General features: G+C 72.9%; 16 protein-coding genes. 11 read left to right on the top strand and 5 right to left on the bottom strand.

Annotated elements, in window-relative coordinates; all coding sequences use genetic code 11:
• From ACFUC1_RS11260 to ACFUC1_RS11245, 4 genes are all read left to right on the top strand, one after another.
• Positions 1-1716: ABC transporter substrate-binding protein (locus ACFUC1_RS11260; protein WP_379119691.1), on the top strand; the 1716-nt coding region annotated here is incomplete at its 5' end.
• Positions 1713-2615, top strand: coding sequence for an N-acetyl-1-D-myo-inositol-2-amino-2-deoxy-alpha-D-glucopyranoside deacetylase (gene mshB / locus ACFUC1_RS11255; RefSeq protein WP_379119689.1), 903 nt, complete (start codon positions 1713-1715; stop codon positions 2613-2615). The genes ACFUC1_RS11260 and mshB, both read left to right, overlap by 4 nt.
• Complete coding sequence (locus ACFUC1_RS11250) at positions 2612-3106, top strand: flavin reductase family protein (RefSeq protein WP_379119686.1); 495 nt, start codon at positions 2612-2614, stop codon at positions 3104-3106. Before mshB ends, ACFUC1_RS11250 begins: the two co-directional genes overlap by 4 nt.
• Before the next feature lie 11 nt (positions 3107-3117).
• Positions 3118-4797, top strand: coding sequence for a VanW family protein (locus tag ACFUC1_RS11245; RefSeq protein ID WP_379119684.1), 1680 nt, complete (start codon positions 3118-3120; stop codon positions 4795-4797).
• A gap of 10 nt (positions 4798-4807) precedes the next feature.
• Here ACFUC1_RS11245 and ACFUC1_RS11240 read toward each other — a convergent pair whose 3' ends face one another.
• Positions 4808-5218, bottom strand: a complete 411-nt coding sequence (locus tag ACFUC1_RS11240; RefSeq protein ID WP_379119682.1) for a VOC family protein — start codon at positions 5216-5218, stop codon at positions 4808-4810.
• A 40-nt stretch (positions 5219-5258) separates the two neighbouring features.
• Entirely contained in the window at positions 5259-6296 is a 1038-nt protein-coding gene (locus ACFUC1_RS11235) for a GNAT family N-acetyltransferase (RefSeq protein ID WP_379119679.1), read from the bottom strand.
• 21 nt (positions 6297-6317) lie between these two features.
• On the opposite strand from ACFUC1_RS11235, the gene fdxA reads away from it, so the two are divergent.
• From fdxA to ACFUC1_RS11220, 3 genes are all read left to right on the top strand, one after another.
• Positions 6318-6644: a ferredoxin gene (fdxA, locus tag ACFUC1_RS11230; protein ID WP_310154534.1), complete on the top strand. Its 327-nt coding sequence runs from the start codon at positions 6318-6320 to the stop codon at positions 6642-6644.
• Positions 6645-6660: 16 nt separating this feature from the next.
• Positions 6661-7779 carry a succinyldiaminopimelate transaminase gene (gene dapC / locus ACFUC1_RS11225; protein ID WP_379119676.1) on the top strand — a complete coding sequence of 373 codons (1119 nt, stop codon included), beginning with the start codon at positions 6661-6663 and terminating at the stop codon, positions 7777-7779.
• Positions 7780-7893: 114 nt separating this feature from the next.
• The gene (locus tag ACFUC1_RS11220; protein ID WP_379119674.1) at positions 7894-9189 is read left to right on the top strand and encodes a citrate synthase; all 1296 of its coding nucleotides are present in this window, start codon (positions 7894-7896) and stop codon (positions 9187-9189) included.
• 115 nt (positions 9190-9304) lie between these two features.
• Here ACFUC1_RS11220 and ACFUC1_RS11215 read toward each other — a convergent pair whose 3' ends face one another.
• A complete protein-coding gene (locus ACFUC1_RS11215; protein ID WP_379119672.1) occupies positions 9305-10198 on the bottom strand; it encodes a hypothetical protein in 894 nt (297 codons plus the stop codon).
• Positions 10199-10200: 2 nt separating this feature from the next.
• Entirely contained in the window at positions 10201-11133 is a 933-nt protein-coding gene (gene dapD, locus ACFUC1_RS11210; protein ID WP_379119670.1) for a 2,3,4,5-tetrahydropyridine-2,6-dicarboxylate N-succinyltransferase, read from the bottom strand.
• Positions 11134-11198: 65 nt separating this feature from the next.
• On the opposite strand from dapD, the gene dapE reads away from it, so the two are divergent.
• A complete protein-coding gene (dapE, locus tag ACFUC1_RS11205; protein ID WP_379119667.1) occupies positions 11199-12308 on the top strand; it encodes a succinyl-diaminopimelate desuccinylase in 1110 nt (369 codons plus the stop codon).
• Positions 12309-12429: 121 nt separating this feature from the next.
• Here the strand turns inward: dapE and ACFUC1_RS11200 are convergent, their stop codons facing one another.
• Positions 12430-13782: a serine hydrolase domain-containing protein gene (locus tag ACFUC1_RS11200; RefSeq protein ID WP_379119665.1), complete on the bottom strand. Its 1353-nt coding sequence runs from the start codon at positions 13780-13782 to the stop codon at positions 12430-12432.
• Positions 13783-13945: 163 nt separating this feature from the next.
• Here ACFUC1_RS11200 and ACFUC1_RS11195 point away from each other — a divergent pair, with 163 nt between their 5' ends.
• From ACFUC1_RS11195 to ACFUC1_RS11185, 3 genes are all read left to right on the top strand, one after another.
• Entirely contained in the window at positions 13946-14662 is a 717-nt protein-coding gene (locus ACFUC1_RS11195; protein ID WP_379119695.1) for a TIGR00730 family Rossman fold protein, read from the top strand.
• Positions 14663-14736: 74 nt separating this feature from the next.
• Complete coding sequence (locus tag ACFUC1_RS11190; protein WP_379119663.1) at positions 14737-14976, top strand: hypothetical protein; 240 nt, start codon at positions 14737-14739, stop codon at positions 14974-14976.
• A gap of 38 nt (positions 14977-15014) precedes the next feature.
• Positions 15015-15317: a DivIVA domain-containing protein gene (locus tag ACFUC1_RS11185; protein WP_379119661.1), complete on the top strand. Its 303-nt coding sequence runs from the start codon at positions 15015-15017 to the stop codon at positions 15315-15317.
• The last annotated feature ends 4 nt before the right edge of the window (positions 15318-15321 follow it).

Here is a 15321-nt window from a genome sequence, read left to right as displayed (position 1 = left end):
CTGCTCGCGGGCGGCCTCGTGCTGGTCACGGCGCTGGCGACCGCGTGCACCCCGCGCGCGGGTGCGGGCGGTGAGGGCACGGCGGCCGCCCCGCGCGGCGAGCTGACCGTGCTGTCGCTCGGCCCGGTCGCCACGTGGGACCCGCAGCGGATGTCGATCTCCCCGGACATCGCCTTCGCCGGCCGCGTCTTCCTGCGCACCCTGACGGCGTTCCCACCCGGGCGCGACGCGGCCGCCCAGCGCTCGGTCGTCGGGGACCTGGCGACGGGGCCGGGCACGCCGGACAAGGACCACAAGGTCTGGAGCTACCGACTGCGCGACGGGGTGCGGTGGCAGGACGGCTCCCCGGTGACGTGCGAGGACGTCAAGTACGGCGTCTCGCGGTCGTTCGCGCAGCCGATGGCCACGGAGGGGCTGAACTACCCCGCGGCCTACCTCGACCTGCCCCGCAAGCCCGACGGGACCCCCGGCTACGCGGGTCCGTGGGCCAAGGACGCCACGGCGCAGGCGGCCTTCGACAAGGCCGTCACCTGCCAGGGCGCGACGATCACGTTCCACCTCGCCGCGCCGGTGGTCGAGTTCGACCAGGTCGTCACCTCCCCCGCCTTCGCGCCGGTGAAGAAGGACCAGGACAAGGGCCCCAAGGACGGCACGTATGCCGTGTTCTCCAGCGGCCCGTACGAGCTGAAGGGTGACTGGGACCCCAGCACCGGGGGCACCTTCGTGCGGAACCCCGCGTGGGACAAGGCGTCCGACCCGGTCCGCAAGGGCCTCCCGGACACCATCCGCTACGTCGAGGGCACCGAGTCGCAGACGGCCGTGCAGCAGGTCCTCGCGGACGACCCGGAGCACCGGCAGACCGTCACGCTGGACCCGGCACCCCCGGCCCTGCAGCAGAGCATCCTCTCGGACTCGGGCCTGCGGGCCCGCTCGATCAACCCCTCGTCGCAGTTCGTGGACTACCTCGCCCCCAACGTCGCCAAGGGCGTCATGCACGACCAGCGCGTGCGTCGGGCACTGGCCCTGGCCACCAGCCGGGAGGGGTACGTCACGGCGCTGGGCGGCGAGAGCGCGGCCGACGTCGCGTACAGCCTCATCGGCCCCGCGCTCCCCGGGCACACCGACGCCGACCCGACCGGGGCCGGCCCGTCCGGTGACCCGGCAGCCGCCCGGGCCGCGCTGCAGCAGGCCGGGCTGACCCTGCCGGTGCGGATCCGCGTGGCGTACCGGTCGAGCCCCACCGCCGACAAGGCGATGGCCGCGCTCACCAACGGCTGGGAGGACGCCGGCTTCGAGGTCACCCTCCAGCCCGTCGAGAAGGACTACTTCACCGCCATCGGCGCGCCCGGCCGCCTCGACCAGACGGACGTCTTCTGGGCCAACTGGGCCGCGTCCTGGCCCTCGGCCTCCACGCTCATCCCGCCGCTGTTCGACAGCCGGCTCAACCTGCTCGCGTCGAGCAGCGGTCGCGACTACGGCCGGTTCGCCGACGACAAGGTCAACGCCGAGATCACCAGGATCGGCACCCTCGACGACCCCGACCAGCGGGCCGCGGCGTGGGCGCGCCTGGACGCCGCGCTGGCCCAGAGCGGCGCGTTCGTCGCGCTCGCGCAGCGTCGTTCCCTCTACGTCGCCGGCAGCCGGGTCACCGGGTTCGCGGCGAACGAGGCGCTGGGAGGCTTCGTCGACCTCGCGGACGTCGGGGTCAGCCGGTGAGCCGACCCCCGCTGCTGTTCGTCCACGCCCACCCCGACGACGAGACGCTGACGACCGGGCTGACCATGGCGCACCACGTGCGCGCCGGCCACCTCGTGCACGTGCTCACCTGCACGCTCGGCGAGGAGGGCGAGGTCATCCCGCCCGAGCTGCTCCACCTCGACGCGGCCCACGACGACGTCCTCGGCCCGTACCGGGCGGGGGAGCTGGCGCGTGCCATGAGCGCCCTGGGCACGACGTGGGAGGTGCTCGGCGCCGACCCCGCCCGCGGCGCGCTCTCCCGCTACCGCGACTCGGGCATGGCCGGCACGCCGAGCGCGGCCAACCCGGCCGCGTTCGTCAACGCCGACCTCGCCGAGGCCGCGGCGCTCGTGGCGGACGTCGTGCGCCGCCTTCGGCCCGCCGCCGTCGTCACCTACGACGCCCAGGGCGGCTACGGCCACCCCGACCACATCCAGACCCACCGCGTGACGTGCGCGGCCGTGGCCTCGCTGCCCGCCGGGGAGCAGCCGCTGCTGTATGCCGTCCTCACGCCGCAGTCGTGGGCGCGCGAGGACCGCGAGTGGCTGGCCGCGCACCCGGAGCTGACCGGTCGGTGGAGCGTGCCACCGGCCGACGGGGACTACCCGCCGTCCGTGGTCCCGGACGCCCTGGTGACCCACGTCGTGCAGGACCTCGAGGCCCTGCCCGTGCAGCGGGAGGCGCTGTCGCAGCACGTCACCCAGGTGACGGTACGGGGCGACGTCTACGCCCTGTCCAACGACATCGCCGCACGCCTGCCGGGCCGTGAGGGCTTCGCCCGGCTCGACCCGGCGACGGGCCGCCTCGCCACGGCGCCCGTATCGGGCCCGGGCCGCCGCGCGGACCGGGTCGCGGGCCTGTTGGATGGGTCGTCGTGACCACTCCCGTCGACCCAGACCACTTCCGCCTGGCCATGGGCCGGTTCGCGACCGGCGTCACCGTCCTCACCACGTTCGCCGGTGGGCACGACCACGCCATGACGGCCAACGCGATCACCTCGGTGTCGATGGAGCCGCTGCTCGTCCTGGCCTGTGTCGAGGTGGACGCCCGGTTCCACGACGCCATCGCCGACTCCGGCGTCTGGGGCGTGAGCATCCTCGCCGCCGACCAGCGTCCCACCGCCGAGTGGCTCTCCACCCAGGGCCGGCCGCTGCACGGGCAGCTCGACCGGGTGGCCCACCACCGCGGACCGGGGACGGGCGTGGCACTGCTCGACGGGGCCCTCGCGACACTCGAGCTGCGCACGACCGACATGCACCGCGCGGGTGACCACAGCATCGTGGTCGGCGAAGTAGTCTCCCTCTCCAGCAACGACCACCCGGCCGACGCGCTGGTCTACTACCGCAGCCGCTACCAGCCGCTGCGCTGAGGGGAGTGCCCGTGAGAGAGAACGGCTCGGCGGCCCTGCGCGCCTCGGTCGCCCTCACCGTCCTCGTCGCCGGCTACGTCGGCCTCGCGTACTTCCTCGGCCGCCACGTCCCGGCCAACACCTCGGTGGCGGGCGTCCCGATCGGCGGCATGAGCCCGGTGTCGGCCGAGCGCACCCTCGACCGGGCGCTGGCCGACCGTCGCGACCAGGAGGTCGTCCTCGTGGCGGGCGACGCGAAGCAGGAGCTGAGCCCGGCCGACGCCGGGTTGCGCCTCGACCTGCCCGGCACCGTCGACGGACTGACCGGGTTCTCGCTCAAGCCCGCCGACCTGTGGGCGCACCTGTCCGGCGGGGGCGACCAGAAGCTCGCCGTCGCGGTCGACCGCGGCAGGCTGGAGGCCGCCGTCCGGAGTGCGGCGAAGGCCCTCGACACCCCCGTCGTCGAGGGCGGCATCACCTTCCCGGGCGGCAAGGTCGCCGTCGTCCAGCCGGCACAGGGCCGGACCGTCGACGTGGGCCGGACGGCAGACGCGGTCGCTGCGCGCTGGCCAGCGACGACACCGGTCACCGCCGTGCTCGACACCGTCGACCCGAAGGTGTCCGTCGACGAGCTCGAGCGCGCCGACCGGGAGTTCGCGACCCCCGCGGTCTCCGCGCCGGTGACCGTCGTCGTCGGTTCCAAGCGCTTCCCGGTCGAGCCCGCGGCATACGCCCCCGCTCTCGCGGTCACGGCGGACGATTCCGGCCGGCTCTCGCCCCAGGTGGACGGGGCCAAGCTGGTCGCCGCTGTCCGCAAGGCCGCCGCGGCAGCGGGGCTGGAGAAGCCCGCGCGCGATGCGAAGATCACGTTCGCGGGGACCACGCCCGTCGTCCAGCCGGCAGTCGTCGGCTCCACGCTCGACGACACCTCGGTCAGGAGCGCCTTCGTCGCGGCGCTGACGGCTCCCGGCCGCACCGCCACGGTCTCCGCCAAGGTCGTCCAGCCGGAGCTGACGACCGCCGAGGCGGAGAAGATCAAGCCGCGCGAGGTCATCTCGACGTTCTCGACGCAGTTCCCGTTCAACCCGCCGCGCACCGAGAACATCACCATCGCGGCCCGAACCCTCAACGGCACCTACGTGGCGCCGGGCCAGACCTTCAGCCTCAACGCCCTCCTCGGGCAGCGCACCGCCGCCAAGGGCTACAACCCCGCACCGGTCATCGTCGACGGCCGGCTCACCGTGGACTACGGCGGCGGGATCTCCCAGCTCTCGACGACGCTGTTCAACGCCGTCTTCTTCTCCGGCGCCCGGATCGAGGAGCACCACCCGCACTCCTTCTACATCTCGCGCTACCCCGAGGGCCGTGAGGCGACGATCTCCTGGCCCGACGTCGACAACCGGTTCACCAACGACACCGGCTACGGCATCCTCATCCAGGCGGGTGTCTCCGGGAACTCGGTCACCGTGACGTTCCACGGCACCAAGGTGTGGGACATCAAGGCGGTCAAGGGTCCGCGCCGCAACGTCGTCCAGCCCAGGACCATCACCGACGACCGGCCGTCGTGCGTGCCGCAGACACCGACCCCCGGGTTCGACGTGACCGTCACGCGCATCTTCCTCAAGGACGGCAAGCAGGTGAAGACGTCGACGTTCGACACCCACTACATCCCGGAGGACGACGTGCGCTGCACCAACCCGAAGGCCGGCTGAGGCGGCCCCTTCAGTCGCGCACGAGGTGCGCGTAGGGGTCCGGCCGCTCGGAGACGCTGCGCAGCACGCAGAACTCGTTGCCCTCCGGGTCGAGCAGGGTGGCCCAGCCCGCGCCGTCGTCCGTGCGCAGGTCCTGGTGCATGGTCGCCCCCATGCCCAGCAGCCGCTCGACCTCCTGGTCGCGGGTGACGTCCTGGGGGTAGAGGTCGAAGTGGAGCCGGTTCTTCACGGTCTTGCCCTCGGGCACCTCGATGAACAGCACCCGCGTGCGGCCGTCGGGGGAGAGGATCATGCACTCCTCGTGCCCGGGCAGGTTCGGGTCCTGCGGGTCCTCGGAGAAGCCCAGGACCTGGCCCCACCAGACGGACTGGGCGTGGGCGTCCCGGCTGTCGACGGACGTGTGCATGATCCGGCTCACCATGGACGGCAGCCTTGCGGCAACGTGCCGCTCGCGCCACCCGTTATCGCGGCTGGGTGAGGTACACGTAGCTCGAGTGGGTGTCGAAGCCGAGCCGCCGGTAGAGCCGGATCGCCGTGGCGTTGTCGTGCTCGACCTGCAGGTGCACCAGGTGCAGGCCGCGGGCGCGGGCCGCCGCGGCCAGCTGGGCCGTGAGGTGGGCGGCGAGGCCGCGACCCCGGTATGCCGGGTCGGTCCAGACCGCGCCGAGCCCGGCCCAGCCGTGGGCGATCCCCAGGCGGCCCAACGCGATCGGGGTGGTCCCGGCGGCATCGGCATCCCGCAGCCCGAGCTTCTGCGACAGCCCGCCACCGGGTCGGACCTGGGCGAACAGGTGCTCCGGGCTGCCGGTGACCACGCGCTCGCTGACGCCGGGGACGGTCGAGCGGGTGGTGAGGTAGGTCGCCAACCACTCCGGCGGCGCCTGCGGCGACACCAGCACGTCCGGGCCGCCGGGGTCGGCCGCGGCGACCCGCTCGGTGGAGGCGGTCAGCACGAGCGTCCGGCTGCCCTCGGTGTACCCGCGCGCCAGCAGCAGGGCGCCGAGCGGGTCGTCGCCGGGACGGAAGCCCTCGGGACCTGCCAGGGCGAGCCTGGCGGGCAGGCCGCGCGCGGCATACCAGGCCTCCACCTGGTCCACCGCCCGCTCGAGGGGCATGCCCGGGTCGCCCACCGGCACCACCGAGTTGCCCCGCTGGGTGAACCCCTGCGACGCCCGCAGCTCCCACTCGCCGAGCCGGTCGCGCTCGAGGGCGCCCCACGCGGGGGCCATGACCCGCTGGAGGTCGTCGACAGAGACGGCGAGGTGGGCGGCGCCGCGGCGGGAGGGGCGGGGCGGCACCACCTTGGCGGCCGTGACCCGGTCCCGGGGCACCCGCACCGGTCCACGCCCGGTCTCCACGACCAGCGCCTCACCGGTGAGCTCCACGAGCGTGCCGACGGAGTCGGTCAGCGTCGCCCCGGTGGCGGCATCGGGTGCGTCGAGGCGCCACCGGACGACCACCCGGGACCCGACGTGGAGGTTGCCGACATCGCCTGACACACGCCGCATAGTATGTGCGGCATGACGTACGTGATCGCCCAGCCTTGTGTGGACCTCAAGGACAAGGCCTGCATCGAGGAATGTCCCGTCGACTGCATCTACGAGGGCGAGCGCTCGCTGTACATCCACCCGGACGAGTGCGTCGACTGCGGTGCGTGCGAGCCGGTCTGCCCGGTCGAGGCGATCTACTACGAGGACGACGTCCCGGAGCAGTGGGCCGACTACTACAAGGCGAACGTCGAGTTCTTCGACGACCTGGGCAGCCCGGGTGGCGCGGCCAAGCTCGGCGTCATCAACAAGGACCACCCGCTCATCGCCGACCTGCCCCCGCAGTCGCACGACGAGTGAGCGCGGAGGCCAGCGCGTGACCTCACGCGTCCTCCCCGACTTCCCCTGGGACTCGCTCGCTCCGTACAAGGAGCGGGCGAGTGCCGTGCCCGGGGGCATCGTCGACCTGTCCGTCGGCACGCCGGTCGACCCCACCCCGGAGGTCGTCCAGGAGGCACTTCGCTCGGCCGCTGACGCGCCCGGGTACCCGCAGACCTACGGCACGCCTGCCCTGCGCGAGGCGGTCGCCGGCTGGTTCGCCCGACGGCGCGGGGTGCCCGACCTCGACCCCGACGGGGTCCTGCCGACCGTGGGCAGCAAGGAGCTGGTGGCCTGGCTGCCGACCCTGCTCGGCCTGGGGCCCGGTGACCTCGTGGGCTTCCCCTCGGTGGCCTACCCGACGTACGACGTCGGGGCCCGGCTCGCAGGTGCGACGCCGACCGTGGTCGACGGGCTCGCCGCCCTCGGGCCCCTGACTCCTGCCACGACGCCGAAGCTGTTGTGGCTCAACACCCCCAGCAACCCCACGGGCAAGGTCCTCGGCGTCGAGCACCTCGCCAAGGTCGTCGCGTGGGCGCGGCAGCACGGCGTCGTGGTCGCGAGCGACGAGTGCTACGCCGAGCTGGACTGGCGCGAGGGCTCGGAGGGGCCGACCACGCCGTCGATCCTCGACCCCCGCGTCACCGGTGGCTCGCACGAGGGCCTCCTCGCGGTGTACTCGCTGAGCAAGCAGTCCAACCTCGCGGGCTACCGCGCCGCCTTCGTCGCCGGCGACGTCGCGCTGGTGCGGCAGCTGCTGGAGGTGCGCAAGCACGCCGGGATGATCGTGCCGTGGCCCGTCCAGGTGGCGCTGACGGCAGCCCTCGGCGACGACGAGCACGTGGCCGTGCAGAAGGCCCGGTACGCCGCACGCCGGCAGGCGCTGCGGTCGGCCGTCGAGGGCTTCGGCCTGCGGGTCGACCACTCCGAGGCGGGCCTCTACCTGTGGTCGACCCGCGGCGAGGACGCGTGGGCGACGGTGGCCGCCCTGGCCGACCGGGGGATCCTCGTCGCGCCCGGGACCTTCTACGGCCACCACGGCCGCGAGCACGTCCGGATCGCCCTGACGGCGTCCGACGAGCGCATCGCCGAGGCCGTCAGGCGCCTCGGGGCCTGACCAGCCCGATTCCCGGGCGCGAGCACGGTTGGGGTAGCGTCGCAGTGCGCGACGAGCGCCCTGACGCGAACCCGACGGGTGCCCGCACACACTCGTGGAAGATGGGACACACACATGACTGACGCAACGGCTGGCGCCACCCTGACGGCCGGCGGGAAGACCCTCGAGCTCGGCCTGGTGAAGGCGACCGAGGGCAACAACGGCTACGACGTCTCCAAGCTGCTCAAGGAGACCGGCAACGTCACCCTCGACACCGGTTTCGTCAACACCGCCTCGTGCAGCAGCGCGATCACGTACATCGACGGCGACGCGGGGATCCTGCGCTACCGCGGCTACCCGATCGAGCAGCTCGCCGAGAAGTCGAGCTACCTCGAGGTGTCCTACCTCCTCATCTACGGCGAGCTGCCCACCCAGCAGCAGCTCGAGGACTTCGACTCCAAGATCCGCCGCCACACCCTGCTGCACGAGGACCTGCGAGCCTTCTTCAACGGCTTCCCGCGCGACGCGCACCCGATGCCGGTGCTGTCCTCCGCGGTCTCGGCGCTGTCGACCTTCTACCAGGACAGCCTCGACCCGTTCGACAAGGAGCAGGTCGAGATCTCGACCGTCCGCCTCATGGCCAAGCTCCCGACGATCGCGGCGTACGCGTACAAGAAGTCCGTCGGCCAGCCGTTCCTGTACCCGGACAACTCGCTGACCCTGCCGGAGAACTTCCTGCGCATGACGTTCGGCTTCCCGGCCGAGCCGTACGACCTCGACGAGGACATGGTCAAGGCGCTCGACCTGCTCCTCATCCTGCACGCCGACCACGAGCAGAACTGCTCCACCTCGACGGTCCGGCTCGTCGGCTCCTCGCAGGCCAACCTCTTCGCCTCGGTCTCGGCCGGCATCAACGCACTGTTCGGCCCGCTCCACGGCGGCGCCAACCAGGCCGTCCTGGAGATGCTCAGCTCGATCCACGAGAACGGCGGCGACGTCGACACGTTCGTGAAGAAGGTGAAGAACAAGGAGGACGGCGTCAAGCTGATGGGCTTCGGCCACCGGGTCTACAAGAACTACGACCCGCGCGCCGCGATCATCAAGAAGACCGCCGACACGATCCTCAACAAGGGTGGCGTGCAGGACCCGCTGCTCGACATCGCGCTCCAGCTCGAGCAGCGCGCGCTGGAGGACGACTACTTCGTGGAGCGCAAGCTCTACCCGAACGTCGACTTCTACACCGGCCTCATCTACAAGTCGATGGGCTTCCCGACCCGCATGTTCACCGTGCTGTTCGCCCTCGGCCGCCTGCCGGGCTGGATCGCCCAGTGGCGCGAGATGATCGAGGACCCGCAGACCAAGATCGGCCGCCCGCGCCAGATCTACACCGGCCACACCGAGCGCGACTACGTCGGCATGGCGGACCGCTGACGCGACGAGCACACCGGCCGCCCCGACGCGGCCACCCCGACGCCCCCGGCCCCCGGCCGGGGCGTCGTCGTGTCGCGGGGGCCGGACCGGCAGCGGGCCGACCGACCGCGAGGGCTCAGCCTGCCCCGGCGAACCGGACGACGACCGTGTCCGCGCCGACCGGCGTGCGCGCCGCCTGCCAGCTCCAGCCGTCGGAGCCCGTCGTCCGGGTCCACGTCCGGGACCCGACGGTCACCGAGGTCGCGCCGAACTGCTCGGCCTTGGCCACGGCATACGCCCCGGTGCTCCACGCGAGCCGCTCGGAGCCGGCGCGCGCGGTGAGGGTGGTGCCCTTGACCGTCGAGGTGACCCCGAGCTCGTCGGCCAGCGCGCTGCGCAGGCCCGTGGGCCGGCCGTCGGTGGCGTCCTTGAGGCGGCAGCCGAGACCGCCCGGGGAGTGGCCCGAGAGGGTGGAGGCCAGCAGCCGTCCCTCCTGCTCGTGCTCGGCGTACGCCTCGGGGTAGGCGCTCTTCTGCACCTTCTGCGCGATCTCGGTGATGCGCATCTGCTCGTAGCCGTCGATCTTGACGAGCGCGTCGTAGAACTTGTTCGTCGCGTAGACCGGGTCGAGGATCTGCTTCTCGGTGCCCCAGCCCTGGCTCGGCCGCTGCTGGAACAGCCCCACGGAGTCACGGTCGCCGTAGGCGAGGTTGCGCAGCTTGGACTCCTGGATGGCCGTGGCGATGGCGATCGTCGCCGCACGGGCGGGCAGCCCCCGCTTCTCCGCCACCGCGTCGATCGTCGCCGCGTATGCCGTCTGGCTGGGGTCGAAGGTGACGCTCTTGCCCAGCGCCGTGGCGCGGCACTCGGGCCCACCGAAGCTGTTCAGCAGACCGCGGATGCCGATGACACCGGCGCCCACGACGGCCACGACGAAGGCCAACAGCACCAACCGGGTCAGGAGGCGACGCACCCCCCGGCGTGGGCGGTGCTGCTCGGCGAGGGGGACTCGTCCCCTGGTCGTGGACATGCCTAGTCGTTGGCGTGGAGCGCGGAGTTGAGCACGATGCCGTGCCCGTCCCGGGCGAGCGCCTCGACGGTGCCGGTGACCGAGTTGCGTCGGAACAGCAGGTTGTCCTGGCCGGAGAGCTCACGCGCCTTGACCACGCGCCCGTCGACCAGGGTGACCTTGGTGCCCGCGGTGAGGTAGAGGCCGGCCTCGACGACACAGTCGTCGCCGAGCGCGATGCCCAGGCCCGACTCCGCCCCGAGCAGGCAGCGCTCGCCGATGCGCACGCGCTCGGTGCCGCCCCCGGACAGTGTCCCCATGGTGGACGCGCCACCGCCGATGTCGGAGCCGTCGCCGACGACGACCCCCTGGGAGATGCGGCCCTCGACCATGGAGTGGCCGAGCGTGCCGGCGTTGAAGTTGACGAAGCCCTCGTGCATCACGGTGGTGCCCGGCGCGAGGTGCGCGCCCAGGCGCACGCGGTCGGCGTCGCCGATGCGGACCCCGGCAGGGACGACGTAGTCGACCATGCGGGGGAACTTGTCGACGCCCAGCACCTGCACGGGGCCGCGCGCCCGCATCGCGGCGCGGGTGAGCTCGAAGCCGTCGACGGCGCACGGCCCCTGCGTGGTCCACACGACGTTGGTGAGCACGCCGAACAGTCCGTCCAGGTTGACCGTGTTGGGCTCCACGAGGCAGTGCGAGAGCAGGTGCAGCCGCAGGTAGGCGTCGCACGGGTCGGCCGGAGCCCGGTCGAGGTCGACCTCGACGGTGACGACCTCGCGGCGCACGCGGCGCACGTCGTCCTTGCCGACGAGCGCCTCGAGCTCCTGCGGCACGGTGGCGTCGTCGGGGCGCGCGCCGAGTGCGGGCTGCGGGAACCATGCGTCGAGCACGGCTCCGTCGTCGTGGATCGTGGCCAGGCCGTGTCCCCAGGCGGTGCGCTCGCTGCTCATGGCGACCAAGGGTACGAGAGGTGCGGCGCGCTCCGTGAATCCGCAGCCCCACTAGGGTGGCGGGCATGTCGACCAGCCCCCAGAGCACCTCCGGGGACGCGGCCACCGCCGCCGTCCTCGACCTGTCCGCGGATGTCGTCACGCTCACCGCGGCGCTGTGCGACATCGAGTCGGTCAGCCTCGACGAGGCGACCGTCTGCGACGCCATCGAGGCGGCGCTCGCACCCCTGGGCCACCTGACGACGACGCGCATCGGCAACACCCTGGTGGCCCGCACCGGCCTGGGCCGCTCCGAGCGGGTCGTCCTGGCGGGGCACATCGACACCGTGCCGTTGACGACGGAGCCGGTGAACCTGCCCACCCAGCGCCGCGGCGAGGAGCTGTGGGGCCGCGGGACGGTCGACATGAAGGGCGGCGTGGCCGTGCAGCTCAAGGCGGCCCTGGTCGCAGAGCCGTCCCGGGACCTGACCTTCGTGTTCTACGAGGGCGAGGAGATCGACAGCCAGTACAACGGCCTCCTGCACATCCACCAGCAGCGCCCCGACCTCATCGAGGACGCCGACTTCGCCGTGCTGCTCGAGCCGACCGGGTCGATCGTCGAGGGCGGTTGCAAGGGGACCCTGCGGGCGGAGGTCGTCACCAAGGGCATCGCCGCCCACAGCGCCCGTCCGTGGAACGGCCACAACGCGATCCACGACGCGGCCGAGGTGCTCGCGCGGCTCGTGGCCTACCAGCCGGAGACGGTCGAGGTGGACGGCCTGGAGTACCGCGAGGCGATGAACGCCGTCGGCATCGCCGGTGGCATCGCCGGCAACGTCATCCCGGACCGGTGCGTGGTCACCGTCAACTACCGGTATGCACCGGACAAGTCCGAGGACGAGGCCGCCGCGGTGGTCCACCAGCTCTTCAGCGACTTCGTCGTCACCATCGTCGACAACGCGGGCGGGGCGCGACCCGGCCTGAACCGGCCGGCCGCCCGGGCGTTCGTCGACGCCCTGGGCGTCGACGTCGTGGCCAAGCAGGGCTGGACCGACGTGGCGCGGTTCGCCGCCATGGGTGTCCCGGCGGTCAACTTCGGCCCGGGCGACCCCAACCTCGCGCACCACGACGAGGAGCGGGTGCCGGTCGCCCAGCTCGAGTCCGCGGAGGCCGCGCTGCTGCGCTGGCTCGCCTGACCCCGAGCCTGCTCGCCTCCTCGAGCCTGCTCGCCTCGTCGAGCCTGCCCGCCTCACCGGCGGGCTGGCGTCCCCGCCTCACCGGTGGCCCGGCGTCCCTGCCGCAGGCGGGCGGGCGTGGCTACCGCGAGGGCTGCTCGCCGAAGGCCAGCGGCTCGCGGGAGACGAGGTACGTCGCCCAGTTCAGCTTGAGCACCGCGCCGTCCGGCCCGCGGGTGACCCGCAGCAGCTCGCCGCGCTCGCGCCCGGAGACGGTGCGGTAGGTGTCCTGGTCGAGGCGCTCGAAGACCGACGGCGCGCGGTCCGCCGGCGCGGCGTCCGCCCGCGCCTCGAGCCGGCCCTCCCGCACGCTGAAGGTGTAGCCGCTGCCCTCGGAGAACCAGCGACCCAGCAGCGGCACGAGGTGCTCGGGCACCGACGTCCCGGGCTGCCACGCCGGCTCCTCGGCGGGGTCGTGGTCCACGACGTGGTCGCCGAGTGCCAGGGCGAAGGCGGTCGGGTCCGGGGAGGACGACCTGTTCATCAGCACGATGCCCCCGGTGCCGCTCTCGCGGTGGGTGAAGACCCCACTGACCTGACCCGGCATACCGCCGGTGTGGCCGACCCAGGTGCGGCCCTGCGGCGAGCGGACGAGGAAGAAGCCGAGCCCCATCGCGCTGGTCCAGCCGTCGGGGTCGGTCATGAGCTGCGGCTGGGTCATCTCCTCGAGGGTGTCGGGGGACAGCACCGCCGGGTCCGGGTCGGCGACGAAGCCGCTCCAGCGCGCCAGGTCGTCCACCGTGCTCGCCAGGGCGCCGCAGGGCGCCATCGCCCTCAGGTCCACGACGGGCTCGACCTGAGGGACGTCGTGGAAGGGGGACAGGTGGTACCCCGTCGCCCGCGGGCCGCCGTCGAAGCCGACCGTCGTGCGCGTCATCCCGAGCGGCTCGAGGATCCGGGCGCGCAGCGACTCCTCCCACGGGCGGCCGTCGAGCCGCGCGACGAGCTCACCGAGCACGGCATACACGACGTTGGAGTAGTGCCACCGGTCGTGGGGGCGGCCCACGCGCTCGATGGCGTCGAAGTCGGCCATGAGCGTCCCGAGGTCGGGCTGCTCGAGCGTCTCCCAGATGTCGCCGAGCGGCTCGCGGGCCAGCCCCGTGGCGTGGGCCAGCGCCTGCCGCACCGTCGCCCGCTGGGTCACGCCCGGGAGGTGCTCGTCGAGCCGGTCGTCGAGGTCGAGCCGTCCCTCGTCACGCAGCGCCATGACGAGCACGGCCGTGAACGTCTTGGTGTTGGAGGCCACGAGGAACTGGTCGTCGGGACCGGGCACCCGCGGCGCCGAGACGTCGACGGTCCCGATGCCGTCGGTCCACAGCAGCCCGCCGCGACGCACCACCGCGGCCACGAGGCCCGGGACACGCCCGGTCCGCTGTCGCTCCAGCGCGATCGCGCGCAGTCGCCGGCGGGTGCTGTCCTGCAGGGTGCTGTCCACCCGCGCGACCCTAGCGGGCAGGGCGCAGTTTCCCGGCTCGCAGCCTGTGGTGGCCTAGGTTGGGCGCGTGAGCGACCACGAGGACCTGAGCCACACCCAGGACGACCGGGGGCAGACCGCCGGCGCCACCGAGTGGGACGTCGAGTACCGCACGGGGCCGGTCATGCTGCGCGGGTCGCGGGTCCCCGGCACCACGACCGACCAGCGGCTGCTGGACTCGCGCGGACCGACCGACTGGGTGCACACCGACCCGTGGCGGGTGCTGCGGATCCAGAGCGAGTTCGTCGAGGGGTTCGGCGCGCTGGCCGAGCTCGGGCCGGCGGTGTCCGTCTTCGGGTCCGCGCGCACGAAGCCGGGGACCGAGTTCTACGAGCTCGGGTCCGAGGTCGGTCGCCGCCTCGCCGAGGCCGGGTATGCCGTGATCACCGGCGGCGGGCCGGGCGCCATGGAGGCGGCCAACAAGGGCGCCCACGAGGCGGGTGGCGCGTCGGTCGGGCTCGGCATCGAGCTGCCGTTCGAGCAGGGGCTCAACGAGCACGTGAACCTCGGCGTCAACTTCCGGTACTTCTTCGCCCGCAAGACGATGTTCGTGAAGTACGCCCGTGGCTTCGTCGTGCTGCCGGGCGGGTTCGGCACGCTGGACGAGCTGTTCGAGGCGGTGACGCTGGTCCAGACGCAGAAGGTCACGTCGTTCCCGATCGTGCTCATGGGCACGGGCTACTGGGGCGGGCTGTTCGACTGGCTGCGCGGCACCGTCCTCGACGCCGGCACGGTCAGCCCCAGGGACGTGGACCTGCTGCACCTGACCGACGACGTCGACGAGGCAGTCCGGATCATCATCGAGGCCGACGAGCAGGTGGCGGCCAAGCGGCCCGAGTAGCCGGGCCGCCGACGTCCCGGGGTCAGGCGACCGGGGGATGGACGCGCCGCCCCGGCCGCCACGAGAATGGGTCGATGACCGTGTCGCCGCTGCCGCGCCTGGGCGACGTCGTGCTCGGCCGCGACGTCGCAGGCCGCACGCTGCGGATCTCCGGCCACCCGGCCAGCGGCCGAGTCGTGCTGTCGATCTGGCAGGACTCCACCTGCAGGGCGACGGTCCGGCTCGCGCCCGAGGACGTGCCCCACGTGGTCGAGATGCTGACCCGCGCGGCGGTCACCACGGCCGACGTCCCCGAGGCCGGATCGGCGGGCTGACTAGGTCCCTCCCAGCCGGACGTGCGACGATCGGGCGCGTGGTCTGGGTCTTCTTCATCGTCGTCGCGGTGCTGCTCGTGGGTGGCTTCGCCGCCCTCGTGACCGGTCGGATCGGGTACGACCCGATGGCTCCGGCGACGACGACACAGGCCGACCCGGTTCTCTCCGAGCACTTCCCGGCCAGCGAGGTCTCGACCGTGCGGTTCGACACGGCGCTGCGGGGCTACCGCATGGACCAGGTCGACGCGGTGCTCGACCAGCTCCAGGCCCGCATCAGCGAGCTCGAGGCCGCGCAGGACCCGCGCGACGTCGCCGCGCCGACGCCCCGCGCCGACGGCTGAACCC

The organism is Pedococcus sp. NPDC057267 (assembly GCF_042668795.1).
Classification (GTDB): domain Bacteria; phylum Actinomycetota; class Actinomycetes; order Actinomycetales; family Dermatophilaceae; genus Pedococcus.
Note: the sequence above shows the minus strand (reverse complement) of the source record. Positions and strands in the feature narration are given on the sequence as shown.

What these genes read in the sequence shown, in the direction of transcription:
- ACFUC1_RS11240 (WP_379119682.1), bottom strand. Translation starts at nt 5,218, where the DNA reads ATGGTGAGCCGGATCATGCACACGTCCGTCGACAGCCGGGACGCCCAC.
- fdxA (WP_310154534.1), top strand. Translation starts at nt 6,318, where the DNA reads ATGACGTACGTGATCGCCCAGCCTTGTGTGGACCTCAAGGACAAGGCC.
- ACFUC1_RS11220 (WP_379119674.1), top strand. Translation starts at nt 7,894, where the DNA reads ATGACTGACGCAACGGCTGGCGCCACCCTGACGGCCGGCGGGAAGACC.
- ACFUC1_RS11215 (WP_379119672.1), bottom strand. Translation starts at nt 10,198, where the DNA reads ATGTCCACGACCAGGGGACGAGTCCCCCTCGCCGAGCAGCACCGCCCA.
- dapD (WP_379119670.1), bottom strand. Translation starts at nt 11,133, where the DNA reads ATGAGCAGCGAGCGCACCGCCTGGGGACACGGCCTGGCCACGATCCAC.
- dapE (WP_379119667.1), top strand. Translation starts at nt 11,199, where the DNA reads ATGTCGACCAGCCCCCAGAGCACCTCCGGGGACGCGGCCACCGCCGCC.
- ACFUC1_RS11195 (WP_379119695.1), top strand. Translation starts at nt 13,946, where the DNA reads ATGCTGCGCGGGTCGCGGGTCCCCGGCACCACGACCGACCAGCGGCTG.
- ACFUC1_RS11190 (WP_379119663.1), top strand. Translation starts at nt 14,737, where the DNA reads ATGACCGTGTCGCCGCTGCCGCGCCTGGGCGACGTCGTGCTCGGCCGC.